The organism is Methylobacterium sp. R2-1 (assembly GCF_014191355.1).
Classification (GTDB): domain Bacteria; phylum Pseudomonadota; class Alphaproteobacteria; order Rhizobiales; family Beijerinckiaceae; genus Methylobacterium.
The window spans coordinates 247,728-261,714 of record NZ_JACHWM010000007.1 but is presented as its reverse complement, the minus strand read 5'-3'; the positions used below and the strand labels follow the sequence as shown (position 1 = coordinate 261,714).

Below are 13,987 nucleotides of genomic sequence, written 5' to 3'. Positions count from 1 at the left end.
CGAATCGAGGATGTAGGTCTCCTCGCGCGAGCGCAGCGAGTCGTGGGCGGCGAAGAGGTTGGCATCGAAGTCGCCGCCCGCCGGGGCATAGCGCAAGGCAACCCGGCCACCGAACCCGTTCGACCAGTCGATGTCGTCGCGGTTGCGGTCGATGTCGCGGATCTGGCCGGTGAAGTAACGCTCCTTGAAGCCGAGATCGAGGAACAGAGTGTCGGGGACAAGAACGCTCGTGGTTGCGGTGCCGATCTCGAAGAGCCGGTCGGAGGCCGTGGCGAAGACGTCGATGCGGTTGAAGCGCGGCTTCTCGGTGGTGATGTTGAGGACGCCGGCGAAGGCGTTCATCCCGTAGAGGGTGCCTTGCGGCCCCCGCAGCAATTCGACCCGGCCCACGTCGAACAGGTCCTGCGCGAGGTTGGCCGAGGCCTGCGGTACGCCGTCGACGTAAACCTGCACCGTCGGGTTGTAGAAGTCCGGCGAGGAGATGCCGCGGATCGTGAAGTTGGCGTAGGCCCGGTTGGCGCGGTTCGCGATCACGGTGTTGGGCAGGACCTTCTGCAGGTCGCTGACGTCGCGGACATCGTTGTTGGCGAGCCGTACCGCCGTCACCGCGGAGACGGCACCATCGACCTTGTCGAGGCGCTGCTCGCGCTTGTTGGCGGTGACCACAAGCTCTTCCAGTTGGATCGATTCGCCTGCGGGCTGTGCAAGTGCGGGAAATCCGATGAGGAGTGCCGCAATTGTAGCATATCCAGAACTTAGACTTCTTATTAAGAGCATTTCTAAACTGCCCGCCTGCCACAAAAGCTATAGTGATGGTCATTATATTTTCATCCCATCTTGTCTAACGCTTTCAGGGCTGGCATTAACGTCATCGGCACTAAGTCGATTGTTCGGATTGGAAGAGCCGGGTGTGTTGTCGAATCCACACATCGATGGGTCGGCGGATACGACGCCGGTCGCGCCCTGGCAGGAGGCCGTCGCGGAGGGGCTGGCCCGGCTCGGATGGTCGGACAGCGCCCGGATCGAGGCGATCGCCAGCGACATCGCCGTGGTGACGATCGATGCGTTTCTGGACGCCGATCTCGCCGTCGAACTCGCCGGATCGGCCACCTTCTCCCTGTGCGTGGTGCTGGAGGGCAGCGGCCGCTTCTCGGCACGGGGACTGCCGCCGGTCGAGGCGGAGGCGGGCACCGCCGTGCTGTTCGCGTGCAATGGCTCGGTCTCCGGCGAGGACCTGTTCCGCGGCGGCCGGCGCTTCCGGGTGGTCGATCTGCGCTTCGAGGACAGCTTCCTGATCCGGGCGGGCGACGCGCGCCTGTCGGGCCTGGCTGAGCGCTGCGCCGATGCGGGGGAGGGCGGCGGGGTGTTCCTGGCGGGCTTTCCGGCACCCGCCGTGCTGCTGCAGATCGCCAACGACATCGCCAGGACGCCGCCGTCCGACGCGCTCGGCCGCCGCCTCTACCTGCACGGCAAGGCGATCGAGGCCCTGGGCGCGGCCATCGACGCCCTCGACGGCGTCGCCAAGGGGCGGCGCGCGCACCGGCCGCAGGAGCGTGAGCGCCTGCTGCGGGCCCGGGAGATCCTCGAGCGCGACTTCCGCAGCAACTGGACGATCGAGCGGCTGGCGCGGGAGGTCGGCGTCAACGAGAAGCAGCTCAAATACGGTTTTCGCGATCTCGTCGGGCAGCCGGTCCATGCCTACCTTACCGCGCTGCGCCTGGACGCCGCGGCGCAGATGCTGAGACAGGGCGTCAGCGTCGCCGACGCCGCGGTCTCGGTGGGCTTCGGAAACCTCAGCCATTTCAGCAAGGTGTTTCGCGAGAACAAGGGCGTGAGTCCTTCCCGCTTCGCTCGACTTGACTGAGCCGAGTAGGCGTGTCCGCAGTCTGCGGCACGCGCGACACAGCGTCCGGCCGCGCCGCCGCGGATACCGTCCCGCGGGCGGTCGGACCGATCTCCAGATCCGTTCCTGCTGCGCGTGCTCGTCACCGCGGCGATCCGCGCCACAGCTTCGCCTGCGTGCCTTCCGGGCTACGATCAACGGACGTTCCCGATGTGTTGCCCTTCCCTGCAGCCGGCGAAAGCCACCGTGGGCGCTGCGCGCGTCAACTTCATCAGGCGTCTCAGGCGGCCCCGCATCACGAAGAAGGTCGACGCAGCTACTCCTCCGTGAACAAGCCCGGCCGCCCTAGAGGCAGCACATGGCTGTCGATGGCTCTGACGATTTTTCGGACGGCATCGCGCTCGCCCTGGCGCCCGAAGGGTAGGGATGGCTGGCGGGGGGTGTCATCAGGCCTTGGTGACTCAAAGCTGCCTGCTGATCCAGCTCGGAACGGTCCGGCTCAGGGATAGGCTTCGACGCAACCGCAGGGAGGGCGCCGAACCAGTGCCAGTTTATGCCCTATGTCAGTGCCAAGATATTCCGGGTACGACACCAATCAGGCATCCCGCTGCCCCATCAAAGCCGTTCGCATAAGATATATTATGGAACCTGAGGATGGGTACTGGCACCCTTTAAGTGTCGGTTAACCATAGATCCTGGGGATTTTTCCTGCATTCGAACCTTGAGCGCCGATCCAGCTTCGCTGATGTGCCACCGTGCTGATGCGGTCAGACATGTGCCACAGCGCTTGCAGAGGATCCCTCGCAATCGTCACAATCATCGGGCAACAGCCGGATACATCGGGAAACAGAATCGGCTGTCAGACGCTTCGCCATGTCGTTCCGCACGCTTCCTGGCCTGATCCTCGCCACCGCCCTCGCCGGCCCGCTCGGTGTATCCGGCGCGTGCGCGCAGCCCGATGCGCCGCTGGTCGTAGCGCCGCAGAATCCGGCCTCAGTCGAGCGCCTGCCGGCGAAGCTCGTCCGACTTGCCTCCCTGCTCGGTCGGGACGGCGACGTGCGGATCGTGGCGTTCGGCTCCTCATCGACCGCAGGGGCGGGCGCCTCGTCACCGGCCATGGCTTACCCTGCCCTGCTGGAGCGCGACCTTGAGGAGCGCCTGCAGATCGGCGCGTCGAGCCGGCGCTCGATCACCGTGATCAACCGCGGCAAGGGCGGCGACACTTCCGAGGCGATGGCGCGGCGCCTGGAGCGCGATGTGTTGGGCGAGCGGCCGGACCTCGTGGTCTGGCAGACCGGCAGCAACGATCCGCTCGCCGGGGTACCGCTGGAGCGCTTCGTCGAACTGACCCGTGCCGGCATCCTGGCGATCCGCGCGACCGGGGCCGACGTGGTGCTGATGGACCAGCAATGGTGCAGCAAGCTCTCGGGCGTCGGCGGCGCCGAACGCTACGGCGAGGCCCTGCATACGCTCGCCGCCGAACTCGGCGTGCCGGTGATCCGCCGCCGCGCCCTGATGCAGTCCTGGGTCTCGCACGGCCTGATGACCCCGGCCCAGATGATCGGTCCCGATGGCCTGCATATGACCGATGCCGGCTACCGCCAGCTCGCCAAGGCGGCGGCCGCCCAGATCCTCGTCGGCGCCGGGCTGATCCAGCCCTCGCTCGCGCGGAACTGACCGGGGCAGGGGTGCCTTATCCGGGGCAAAGCCCCCTCCCCGCCGTCTGCCCCGTCCCCTGCCCCGTCTCCTGCGTTGTGCCATGAAGCAGGCCGAACTGACCGAGGCGGCGCTCGCCGCGTTCCTCGACGCCTTCTATGCCCGGGTGCGCCGCGATCCGCTGATCGGCCCCGTCTTCGCGCAAAAGATCCCGGATGAGGCATGGCCGCGCCATCTCGCCACGATCCGCGACTTCTGGTCCTCGGTGCTGTTGAAGACCGGTCGCTACAAAGGCAACCCGTTCGCGCGCCATCTCGGCATCGAGGGGATCAACCCGGCGCATTTCGCGCGCTGGCTCGGCCTGTTCGAGGAGACGGCGAGAGAGGTTTTCGAGCCGGAGATCGCCGGAGAGATCGTCGAGCGGGCGCATCGCATCGGCGACAGCCTCAAGGCCGGTCTGTTCTTCCGGCCGGAGATGCGGACCGTGCGATCCTGAGGCCTCAGAGATCGACCGTCGCCGTCAGTCCGTCATGGGCCGGCACCACGTTCGCCGGCAGTTTCTTCGCCAGCGTCGCATAGTCGAGATCGGTGTGGAGGTTGGTCAGGATGGCGCGGCGCGGCGCGACCTCCTCGATCAGGGCGAGGGCATCCGAGACCGAGTAGTGCGACGGGTGAGGGGTCTCGCGCAGGGCATCGATGATGAGCAGGTCGAGGCCGTGCAGACGGGCCTTGGCCGGCTCGGGCATCACGCTCACATCCGGCGCGTAGGCGGCGGGGCCGAAGCGGAAGCCGTGGGCGATCTCGTTGCCGTGCTCCATGCGGAAGGCTTCCGCCACGATCGCGCCGCCCGCGCCGTCGATGGTCAGAGGTTCGTCCGCCCGCATCTCGTGCAGGTCGAGGATCGGCGGGTAGAGGCTGCCCGGCGGCGTCTCGAAGGCGTAGCCGAAGCGCTTGATCAGCATCTCGCGGGTGAGGGGATCGGCGTGAACCGGGATGCGCCGGTGCATGTGGATGACGAGCGGGCGAACGTCGTCGATGCCGTGGGTGTGGTCGGCATGGGCATGGGTGTAGAGCAGGGCGTCGAGGCGCGTGACGCCGGCGTCGATGAGCTGTTCTCGCAGGTCCGGCGAGGTATCGACCAGCACCGTGGTGGCGCCCCCTCCCCCCTCTCCGTCCCCTTGGCGGCGCTCGACCAGGAGCGAGCAGCGGCGGCGGCGGTTGCGCGGCTCGGACGGGTCGCAGGCACCCCAGCCGTAACCGACCCGCGGCACGCCTCCGGACGAGCCGCAGCCGAGGATGCGCAGGGTCAGACTCGCCATGCGCCCTCCCCCGTGCTCATCGCACGATCCTCATGCACTCACGCCCTCGATCGCCGCGGCCTTGGAGAACAGCCGGTAGAAGTTGGCCGTCGTGTGTCGGGCAAAATCCTCGAAGGGCAGGCCGAGCGCCTTGGCCAGCACGCGGGCGGTGTCGGCAGTGTAGGCCGGTTCGCAGCGCCGGCCCCGGTGCGGCTCGGGGGCGAGGAACGGCGCGTCGGTCTCGACCAGGATGCGGTCGAGGGGCAGGCTCCGGGCGATGTCGCGAAGCGCGTCCGAGCGGCGGAAGGTGACGATGCCGGAGAACGAGACCGACAAGCCAAGCTCGACCCCGACTTCAGCGAGCCGCGCGCCTGACGAGAAGCAATGCAGCACCGCCTTGAACGGCCTTTTGGCCATCTCGTCGGTGAGCACCGCCTCCATATGCGCGTCGGCGTCGCGGGAATGGATCACCAGCGGCAGGCCGGAGTGGCGGGCGGCCTCGATATGGGCACGCAACACCCGCTCCTGCACGGCCTCCGGTGCGGCGTCCTCGTAATGGTAGTCGAGCCCGGCCTCGCCGATGCCGACGCAGCGCGGGGCCTCGGCGAGCGCGGCGATCGTGTCCGCCGGCACGTCCGGCTCCTCGGCGGCGCCGTGCGGGTGGGTGCCGACCGTGTACCAGACCGCCTCGTGCGCCTCGGCGAGCGCGCGGTAGCTGTCGGCCTTGGCCACCCGCGTCGAGATGGTGAGCAGGCGCGTGACGCCGGCCTTGGCCGCGCGGTCGATCACACCGGGAATGTCCTGCGCGAAGTCCGGGAAGTCGAGGTGGCAGTGGCTGTCGACCAGCATGGTCTCTTCGGCGGATTTTTTTGGGGAAGGAGCGATGCAGGGAGGCGGCCCGCGTCAGGCCGCCGCCTCCGGCTTCTCGAAGCGGGGGAAGATGGGAGCCGGGGCAGGAAGCGTCGTGCCGCCCTGCAGGCGGTGCTCCGCGCCAGCGAAGGCGAAGCTGCGCCGATCGATCGGCACGGCGAGCAGGTCGAGCAGCGCGGCGCCCGCTGTCGGCACGAAGGGCTGCACCATCAGGCCGACCCGGCGCAGGGTCTCGATCGTGACGTAGAGCACCGTATTCATGCGCGCCGGATCGGACTTGCGCAGTTTCCACGGCTCTTCGGAGGCGAAGTACCGGTTGGCCTCGCCGACCACGGCCCAGATCTCGGCCAGGATCGCGTGCAGGGCGAGATCCCGCATCAGCCCCCGCGCCTTCTCCGGCAGTGCGGCGGCGGCAGCGAGCAGACGCTCGTCGGCCTCGGTAAACGCGCCGGGCTCCGGCACCGTGCCCTCGCAGTTCTTCGCAATCATCGAGAGCGAGCGCTGGGCGAGGTTGCCGAGGTCATTGGCGAGGTCCGCGTTGATGCGGTTGATGATTACCTCGTGGTCGTAATTGCCGTCGCTGCCGAAGGGCGCCTCGCGCAGGAGGAAGTAGCGCACTGGATCGACGCCGTAGGTGCCGACGAGATCGAGCGGATCGACCACGTTGCCGAGCGACTTCGAGATCTTCTCGCCGCGGCTGAGGAAGAAGCCGTGGCCGAAGATGCGCTTCGGCAGCGGCAACCCGGCCGACATCAGGAAGGCCGGCCAGTAGACCGCATGGAAGCGGACGATGTCCTTGCCGATGATGTGCAGGCTCGCGGGCCAGAATCGGGCGTTCGGCGCCTCGGCATCGGGAAAGCCCGTGACCGTCAGGTAATTGGTGAGCGCATCGACCCAGACATACATGACGTGGCCCGGCCGATCCGGCACCGGCACGCCCCAGTCGAAGGTGGTGCGGCTCATCGAGAGATCCTTGAGGCCGGAGCGCACGAAGCTTGCGACCTCGTTCATCCGCGTCTCAGGGCCTAAGAAGCCCGGCTGCTCCGCGTAGAGCTTCAGCAGGCGGTCCTGGTAGTTGGAGAGGCGGAAGAGGTAGTTCTCCTCCTCCATCCACTCGACGGGCGTGTCCGTCTTGATCGAGCGGCGGCTGCCGTCGGGGCCGAGCACGGTCTCGGACTCGTCATAATAGGCCTCGTCGCGCACCGAGTACCAGCCGGCATATTTGGCGAGATAAATGTCGCCGTTGGCCTCCATGCGCCGCCACAATTCCTGCGCGGCGGCGTAATGCTCAGGCTCCGTCGTGCGGATGAAGCGGTCGTAGGTGCAGTCGAGCCGGTCGGCCACCGCCTTGAAGCGCCCGGCCATGTCGTCGACGAAGGCGCGCGGCGTCACGCCGGCCTTGGCGGCCGTCTGCTGGATCTTGAGGCCGTGCTCGTCGGTGCCGGTGGTGAACAGCACATCGCGCCCATCGAGGCGGTGGAAGCGGGCGATGGCGTCGGTGGCGATCACCTCGTAGGCGTGGCCGATATGCGGCGCGCCGTTCGGGTAGGAGATCGCCGTGGTGATGAGGAAGGGCTCGTTCGCCTTCTCGCTCGCGCTCACGTCAGAAGATGTCCCGGATGCGAAGGGTCGGTCGGACTGAAGAGCCTTGTGGCGCGAAAACGTCCCGCGACGCAACCGGACCCCGAGCGCCAAGGGCACGCGCGCAAGGGCACGCGCGAACGATGATGCGGCACGATCCCGCTCACCCGCAGCCGCACCCCGTCGCAGACGCGAGAAAGCCCCGCCGGGTCCTGGCGGGGCTTTCTCGTCGTGACGTGTTCGTGCCGAGCGTGGAAGGCGCTCAGGTGGCGCTCAGGCGGCGCGCCGGACGGCGACGGGCGAGAGGTTCTCGTTGCCGACCTTGACGGCGCCGCGCTTCGCGGTGGGCGCAGCCCCGCCGATGGCGGCGAACTCTCCGGCGGCAACAGTGCCGGCCTTCGGACCCAGGCGGTTGGCCACCAGAGTGACCAGGGCGATGTTGGCCGCACCGGCGGCGACGGCAGCGAAGAGAGCCAGAGAGATCATGAGAAGCATCCTGTCCGGTGTGTCTGCGGTGTGTTGCGTTACAGCGTATGTGCCACCGCGCTGCACTTTTTGGTATACCAGACACCAAATGCCAGACATTCACCAGGCGCATGGATCACAGCTGGACAGGGGCGAGTCCTGCTCTTTTTGCAGTATGATGCGCATTATCTTGCTATTCTGATCTATTTTGCATGGACACGCGGGCGAACCTCTGTTTAATCCTCGCGGACAGTGAGGCGGCCGAATATTGTGGCTCCAGCGTGAGCCGTGAGCGTCGGCTGCCTTCTCCGGCTTCTTCGAGGAAGGTCTGCATGTCTATCGCCAAGGTTCGCGAGTCCGACGAGCAGTGGATCGAGCTTCCGGAGCCTGACCTTGAGCGCTACTTGCTGCGCTCGCGTCGCCAAGCTGCCAACGACAACCGTCGCTCATCGGCCGAAACCTTTCGCGCCGTGCAGGTCGGTGCGTGCGTGGCCCTGATCGGTGCCGCCACTCTCATCGGCGCTCTGGTCTGAACGAGGTCCCAGACCGAGGGCTCGCGGCCGGACCAGTCGTCCTTGACGACAAAAAAGGCGCCTCGCGGCGCCTTCTTCGTCTCGGTGGCCTCAGCGCCGGTTTCAAGCGGTCTTACGACGGCCCTTGCCCTTCGCTTCTTCCTCGCCGGCGCCTTCCAAGGCCTCGACATTGAGGCTCTGGGCGATCTGCGTGAGCAGTTGGTCGGTCTTCTTCTCTTCCTGCAGCGTCTCATCGAGCAGCTTGGCGGCATCCTCGTAGCCGAGCTGGCTTGCCCAGGTCTTCAACGTGCCGTAGCGGGCGATCTCGTAGTGTTCGACGGCCTGTGCGCAGGCCGCCAGGACGGCGTCGGCGGCCGGGCTCTCCTCGAAATCCTCGAGATCCTCTTCCATCTCCGAGGTCAGTCCCTGCATCGCCTCGCAGGTCTTGGCGCGAGCCGGCTTGCCGATGATCTCGAACACCTGCTGCAGCCGCTCGACCTGATTGGCGCTCTCCTCGGCATGGGTCTCGAAGGCTTGGCGCAGCTCCTCGTGCTCGGCTGCCTTGGCCGATTTCTTCAACGCGCGCACGGACTGCTTTTCCGCGTAGTAAACGTCCTTCAGCGTTTCATAGAACGCATCGTGCAAGGTTTTCTGCTTGGTGGCCATGGCGGTCGGTCTCCGAATTGTTGAACGAGTAGGCTGTGGGAGTGATCTCACCGGCAGCCTGTCCTGCAAAAACGCGAAGCTCGGCACCTGGGTCCGCAAATTATAGCGGGGAAGACTGCAAAATTCTGGGAACCTTCGGCAACCGCGATCACGCCGGGATCGTCTCAGCCCTCCGCAACCGTGACCTGTCCCGCGATGCCGTCCGTCTTGCCGCTGAGGCCCGGAACCTCGTCGAGTTGCCGCAAGCTGGTGAACCGTCCCCGCTCCTCACGATCTCGCACGATCTCGAAGCCGTGGCCCTTCAGCGCCGGACCCAGCCTCCATCAGGATGACGACGGGGCCCCGGTCGCCGCTGCCAGTTCGCGGAAGGCCGCAAGCACCAGCGGCCTGCGGTCGAGATTGTAGATCGCCGCCTCGCGGGCCGAGGCAGAGATGCGCTCGGCCGCCTCGACGAGCCCGAGCAGGCGGGCAGGTCCCTCGCCCTGGCGACGATCGAGCTCGGTCGCGACGTGGCGCTGGATCGCGTCCAACGCCGTGGCGAGCAGGGGCTCGGCATCGCGGCCGGCCAGCGTCTCGGCGAGCTTGAGGACGCGCCGTCCGTCGGATTCGGGCAGGCCGGCGAGCAGGGCGGACACCTCCGCCTCGACCGTGGCGGTGGCAGGGTCGAGCAGCGCCACGGCGCGGGCGACCGAGCCCTCGCAGAGCGCGACCGCCCGAGCCAGGGCCGCCGGGTCGGGCCGGGTAAAGGGCGGCGGGAAGCCCTCGATCACCGCGCGAACGTCGGCCTCGGCGAGAGGGCGCAGCGCCAGGGCCCGGCAGCGGGAGCGGATCGTCGGCAGAAGGCGGCCCGGGGCGTGGGAGACGATGAGGAAGATGGCCCGCGGCGGCGGCTCCTCGATCATTTTGAGGAGCGCGTTGGCGCTGTTGGCGTTGAGATCCTCGGCACTGTCGACGATGCAGACGCGCCAGCCCCCCTCCCCGCCCGCCGTGGTGCCGAACAGGGCAAGCGCCTCGCGGGCGGCATCGACCGAGATGCGCGTCGGCAGGGTCTTGGCGCCCGGCGCCTGGACCCGTCGCAGGGCAACCAGGTTCGGATGCGACAGGATCGCCACCTGGCGCGCCGCCGGATGATCCTCCGGCACATCGAGGGAATCGGGGGCGGGGAGCGTGCGTGGGTCGGCGACGAGCCGGCGCGCGACGCGGTAGGCGAGCGTCGCCTTACCGATGCCCGCAGGGCCGCCGATCAGCCAAGCGTGGTGGAGCCGGCCCGAGGCCAGGGCGGCAGCGAAGGCGGCCTCAGCCCCGGCATGGCCGAGGAGGCGGGTCTGCTCGCGCGGGCGGGGGATATGGGCGAGATCGCCCGCCTCCGCTTCGGTGCGGGCGGTGTCGCGGGCCGCGCGGGCGGAATCAGGCCGCATGATCGTGGCCCTCCCCCGTTCTCGGAAGCAGATCCGGCCGCCACGCGGAGACGGTTTCGCGAATCCGGGCCTCGACCGAGTCGGGGCCGAGATCCGCATCGATGACGCGGCATCGGTCCGGCTCGGCCTCCGCGATGGCACGGAAGGCCGCCCGCAGCCGCTCGTGGAAACGCATGCTCTCCGCCTCGAAACGGTCGGCGGGTTCCCCCTCCCCGCGGCGCTGTGCCCGGGCGAGCCCGGCCTCGGGCGGTAGATCGAGGATCAGGGTAAGGTCGGGGCGCAGGCCCTCCAGCGTCACCCGCTCCAGGCTGGCGATCAGCCCCGGCTCCAGGCCGCCGGCCGCGCCCTGGTAGGCACGGGTCGAGTCGGAGAAACGGTCGCACAGCACGATTGCGCCGCGGGCGAGCGCCGGGCTGATCAAATTCTCGATGTGGTCGATGCGGGCGGCGGCGAACATCAGCGCCTCGGCGAACGGCCCGTAGGGCTTGGCCACGCCGCGCAGCAGGGCTGCGCGCAGCTCCTCCGCCCGCTTCGTGCCGCCGGGCTCGCGGGTGGCCACGACCTCCCGCCCGCTCGCAAGCCTCAGGGCTTCGGCAAGGCGCGCGATCTGGGTGGACTTGCCCGCCCCCTCCCCGCCCTCGAAGGTGATGAAGACGCCCCGCGGCGCATCGCTCGACATGGGGCGGGGCTAGCACAGTGGAAGGCGGGGCGCGACCATCGCTACACCGCCGCGCCCTTGCGCCCCGTCAGCCAGGAGGCGGCCAGCACCACGAGCCCGACGGCTGCGATCAGCAGGGTCGAGGCGGCGTTGATCTCCGGATTCACGCCGAGACGGACTTGGCTGTAGATCCGCATCGGAAGGGTGGTGGCACCCGGCCCCGAGACGAAGCTCGCGATCACGAGGTCGTCGAGTGACAGGGTGAAGGCGAGCAGGAACCCGGCCGCCACCGAGGGTGCGATCAGCGGCAGGGTGATGCCGAAGAAGACGCGGGCCGGCCCCGCGCCGAGATCGGCGGCGGCCTCCTCAAGCGAGCGGTCGAGGCCCTTGAGGCGCGCCCCGACCACCACCGCGACGAAGCCGGTGGCGAAGGTCGCGTGCGCGATGACGAGGGTACTGATGCCCCGGTCGAGGCCGATGCCGACGAAGAGCAGCAGCAGCGACAGGCCGGTGATGACTTCCGGCATCACCATCGGCGCGTAGAGCAGCCCGGTATAGGTGCCACGCCCCCAAAAACGCCCGTGCCGGTCGAGCGCCAACGCGGCGCAGGTACCGAGCACGCCGGCGATGGTGGCGGAGAGCGCGGCGACCTTCAGCGAGACGAGAGCGGCGGCGATCAGCGGTCCGTCCCGGAACAGCACCCCATACCACTGAGTCGAGAACCCGCCCCAGACCGTGACGAGCTTCGACGCATTGAAGGAGTAGATGATCAGCACCCCGATCGGCGCGTAGAGGAAGGCCAGCGCCAGCATCAGCGCCGTGCGGGCGAAGAGGCTCATCGCCCGCCTCCCTCCGCCGCTTCCTCACGCCGCAGCTCCGCCTCGCGGAACAGCACCACGGGCCCGACCACGAGGATCAGCAGCAGCACCGCGACGGCCGAGGCGAGCGGCCAGTCGCGGTTGGAGAAGAACTCGCTCCACAGGACGCGCCCGAGCATCAGCGTCTCCGAGCCGCCCAGCAGATCCGGGATGATGAACTCGCCGACCATCGGGATGAAACAGAGAAGCGCCCCAGCGGCGAGGCCGGGCAGGCTGAGCGGCAGCGTGATGGTGAAGAAGGCCCGCGCCCGCGCGGCGCCGAGATCGGCGGCAGCCTCGGTGAGCGCCGGGTCGAGCCGGCTCATCACCGCGTAGAGCGGCAGCACCATGAAAGGCAGGTAGGCGTAGGTCAGCCCGATCAGCACGCCGAAGGGGGAATCGAGGATCGGCAGTGGCGCGGCGATCAGGCCGAGTTTCATCAGCGCGGCGTTGAGCAATCCTTCGGGCTTCAGGATCGCGATCCAGGCATAGACGCGGATCAAAAAACTCGTCCAGAACGGCACGATGACGAGCGCTACCAGGATCGGCTGCCAGCGGGCCGAGGCGCGGGCCATGGCGTAGGCCGTCGGCGTGCCGATCAGGACGAGGATCGCGGTGGCGAGCGCGGCGTAGCCTAGCGAGGAGAGGGCAGCGTCGCGGTAGAGCGCGTCGGCCGCGATCATCTGGTAGTTCTGGAAGTCGAGCGCCTCGAAGAACTCGCGCCAGCCCTCCAGGCCGCCGTCCCATTCCAGCACCGGCAGGTAGGGCGGCTGCGCGGTGGCTGGCGAGGAGAAGCTGATCTTCAGCGTCACCGCGAACGGCACGAGGAAGAACAGCGCGAGCCACAGCAGGGGCAGGCCCCGAACGAGGCCGCGGCTTACCTTAACCTGCATGGAAGCCGACCGGTGGCCGGCTTCCATCCGTTCGGCGGACGCCCGCCGCCCCGCATGCGCGGGGGCGACCGGCGATGAGCGATCATCGCCGGTTGGCGGAGCCTGCTGTGACAGCCCGCTCATGCGGGCAGGATCCGTGCGGCGTCCGCCGGCACCGCGACGGCAACGGTCTCACCGACGGACGGGACCGGGCCGGCGGCCGGCAGGGCGGCGGAGGCGCGTAAGGTCGAGCCGTTGGCCATCTCTACCCGGTAGCGGATCCGGTCGCCGAGGAAGGTCGCCTCGGTCAGCCGTCCTTGCAGCCCCGCGCCCTCCCCGCTCACGACCAGCCGCTCGGGACGGATCGCGACCACGACCGGGTTGCCGGCCTCCCCTTCGCCGCTCGCGCGGAGGAATCCCAAGGCCGTCTCGACGCTACGGATTCCGCCGGGCTCAGGCCTCCCGAGGCGGCCGTCGATCAGGTTCACGTCGCCGAGCAGGCCCGCGACGTAGCGGCTCGCCGGGCGCTCGTAGAGCTCGCGCGCCGGGCCCACCTGCACGAGGCGCCCGCGCTCCATCACGCCGATCCGGTCGGCGAGCGCCATCGCCTCCTCGGCGTCGTGGGTGACGACGACGAAGCTCGTGCCGAGCCGCCGCTGGATCGCCCGCAACTCGCCCTGCGTCTCCTCGCGCAGGGCCCGGTCGAGGGCGCCGAGCGGCTCGTCGAGGAGCAGGAGGCGCGGCTCGCGGGCCAAGGCGCGCGCCAGGGCCACGCGCTGGCGTTGGCCGCCCGAGAGTTTTTCGGGGCGGCGTGCCTCGAAGCCTTCGAGGCGCACGAGCCGGAGAAGCGCCCTCACCCGCTCGGCGCTCTGTACCCGGCTGAGGCCCAGACCTTTCAGCCCGTAAGCAAGGTTGGCCGCCACGCTCATATGCGGGAACAGCGCGTAGGACTGGAACATCATGTTGACCGGCCGCCGATGCGGCGGCAGCGCCGTCAGGTCCGTCTGGTCGAGCCGGATCGCGCCGGAATCGGGCGTCTCGAACCCGGCCACCATCCGCAGCAGGGTGCTCTTGCCGCAGCCGGAGGGGCCAAGCAGGCAGAAGAACTCGCCGCCCGCCAGATCGAGGGAGACGGCGTCGACGGCCGTGTGCGTGCCGAAGCGCTTGGTGACCCGCTCCAGGCGGAGCCTCTGTTCCGGATGCGAAGTGCTTGCGTGCAAGATGGATCTTCGGACCAGCGTCGCGACGGATCTCGGCGACTCGTCTGTTGAGGGATGTGTCTCTGGACAAC

16 protein-coding genes are annotated in these 13,987 nt (G+C 68.6%); 4 read left to right on the top strand and 12 right to left on the bottom strand.

The features are described from left to right. Positions 1 to 666: TonB-dependent receptor plug domain-containing protein (locus FHU13_RS12535; protein ID WP_183436200.1), on the bottom strand; the 666-nt coding region annotated here is incomplete at its 3' end. Between the two features lie 247 nt (positions 667 to 913). On the opposite strand from FHU13_RS12535, the gene FHU13_RS12530 reads away from it, so the two are divergent. The 3 genes from FHU13_RS12530 (at position 914) to FHU13_RS12520 (ending at position 3,995) form a co-directional block, all read left to right on the top strand. Beyond that, positions 914 to 1,864, top strand: a complete 951-nt coding sequence (locus tag FHU13_RS12530; RefSeq protein ID WP_246714628.1) for an AraC family transcriptional regulator — start codon at positions 914 to 916, stop codon at positions 1,862 to 1,864. 852 nt (positions 1,865 to 2,716) lie between these two features. Then, complete coding sequence (locus FHU13_RS12525) at positions 2,717 to 3,520, top strand: SGNH/GDSL hydrolase family protein (RefSeq protein WP_183436198.1); 804 nt, start codon at positions 2,717 to 2,719, stop codon at positions 3,518 to 3,520. Positions 3,521 to 3,602: 82 nt separating this feature from the next. After that, positions 3,603 to 3,995 (top strand): group III truncated hemoglobin, encoded by a 393-nt coding sequence (locus FHU13_RS12520; protein ID WP_183436197.1) that lies wholly within the window; start codon positions 3,603 to 3,605, stop codon positions 3,993 to 3,995. A 4-nt stretch (positions 3,996 to 3,999) separates the two neighbouring features. On the opposite strand, the gene FHU13_RS12515 is transcribed toward FHU13_RS12520, so the two are convergent. From FHU13_RS12515 to FHU13_RS12500, 4 genes are all read right to left on the bottom strand, one after another. Beyond that, the gene (locus FHU13_RS12515; RefSeq protein ID WP_183436196.1) at positions 4,000 to 4,818 is read right to left on the bottom strand and encodes an MBL fold metallo-hydrolase; all 819 of its coding nucleotides are present in this window, start codon (positions 4,816 to 4,818) and stop codon (positions 4,000 to 4,002) included. A gap of 30 nt (positions 4,819 to 4,848) precedes the next feature. Next, positions 4,849 to 5,646 carry a TatD family hydrolase gene (locus FHU13_RS12510; RefSeq protein WP_183436195.1) on the bottom strand — a complete coding sequence of 266 codons (798 nt, stop codon included), beginning with the start codon at positions 5,644 to 5,646 and terminating at the stop codon, positions 4,849 to 4,851. Positions 5,647 to 5,700: 54 nt separating this feature from the next. Further along, positions 5,701 to 7,269 carry a methionine--tRNA ligase gene (gene metG, locus FHU13_RS12505; RefSeq protein ID WP_183436194.1) on the bottom strand — a complete coding sequence of 523 codons (1,569 nt, stop codon included), beginning with the start codon at positions 7,267 to 7,269 and terminating at the stop codon, positions 5,701 to 5,703. A gap of 252 nt (positions 7,270 to 7,521) precedes the next feature. After that, positions 7,522 to 7,734, bottom strand: coding sequence for a hypothetical protein (locus FHU13_RS12500; RefSeq protein WP_183436193.1), 213 nt, complete (start codon positions 7,732 to 7,734; stop codon positions 7,522 to 7,524). A 311-nt stretch (positions 7,735 to 8,045) separates the two neighbouring features. Between FHU13_RS12500 and FHU13_RS12495 the strand changes: the two genes are divergently transcribed. After that, positions 8,046 to 8,246 carry a hypothetical protein gene (locus FHU13_RS12495; protein ID WP_183436192.1) on the top strand — a complete coding sequence of 67 codons (201 nt, stop codon included), beginning with the start codon at positions 8,046 to 8,048 and terminating at the stop codon, positions 8,244 to 8,246. Positions 8,247 to 8,348: 102 nt separating this feature from the next. On the opposite strand, the gene FHU13_RS12490 is transcribed toward FHU13_RS12495, so the two are convergent. From FHU13_RS12490 to FHU13_RS12460, 7 genes are all read right to left on the bottom strand, one after another. After that, positions 8,349 to 8,891, bottom strand: coding sequence for a ferritin-like domain-containing protein (locus tag FHU13_RS12490; RefSeq protein ID WP_183436217.1), 543 nt, complete (start codon positions 8,889 to 8,891; stop codon positions 8,349 to 8,351). 164 nt (positions 8,892 to 9,055) lie between these two features. Further along, complete coding sequence (locus tag FHU13_RS12485; protein WP_246714626.1) at positions 9,056 to 9,172, bottom strand: helix-hairpin-helix domain-containing protein; 117 nt, start codon at positions 9,170 to 9,172, stop codon at positions 9,056 to 9,058. A 42-nt stretch (positions 9,173 to 9,214) separates the two neighbouring features. Further along, positions 9,215 to 10,309 carry a DNA polymerase III subunit delta' gene (locus tag FHU13_RS12480; RefSeq protein ID WP_183436191.1) on the bottom strand — a complete coding sequence of 365 codons (1,095 nt, stop codon included), beginning with the start codon at positions 10,307 to 10,309 and terminating at the stop codon, positions 9,215 to 9,217. Beyond that, positions 10,299 to 10,988: a dTMP kinase gene (tmk, locus tag FHU13_RS12475; RefSeq protein WP_183436190.1), complete on the bottom strand. Its 690-nt coding sequence runs from the start codon at positions 10,986 to 10,988 to the stop codon at positions 10,299 to 10,301. Before tmk ends, FHU13_RS12480 begins: the two co-directional genes overlap by 11 nt. Positions 10,989 to 11,029: 41 nt before the next feature. Beyond that, positions 11,030 to 11,806: an ABC transporter permease subunit gene (locus FHU13_RS12470; RefSeq protein WP_183436189.1), complete on the bottom strand. Its 777-nt coding sequence runs from the start codon at positions 11,804 to 11,806 to the stop codon at positions 11,030 to 11,032. Beyond that, a complete protein-coding gene (locus tag FHU13_RS12465; protein ID WP_183436188.1) occupies positions 11,803 to 12,840 on the bottom strand; it encodes an ABC transporter permease in 1,038 nt (345 codons plus the stop codon). The genes FHU13_RS12470 and FHU13_RS12465 overlap by 4 nt, the downstream gene beginning before the upstream one ends. Continuing rightward, positions 12,837 to 13,916: an ABC transporter ATP-binding protein gene (locus tag FHU13_RS12460; RefSeq protein ID WP_183436187.1), complete on the bottom strand. Its 1,080-nt coding sequence runs from the start codon at positions 13,914 to 13,916 to the stop codon at positions 12,837 to 12,839. The genes FHU13_RS12465 and FHU13_RS12460 overlap by 4 nt, the downstream gene beginning before the upstream one ends. Positions 13,917 to 13,987 lie beyond the last annotated feature (71 nt).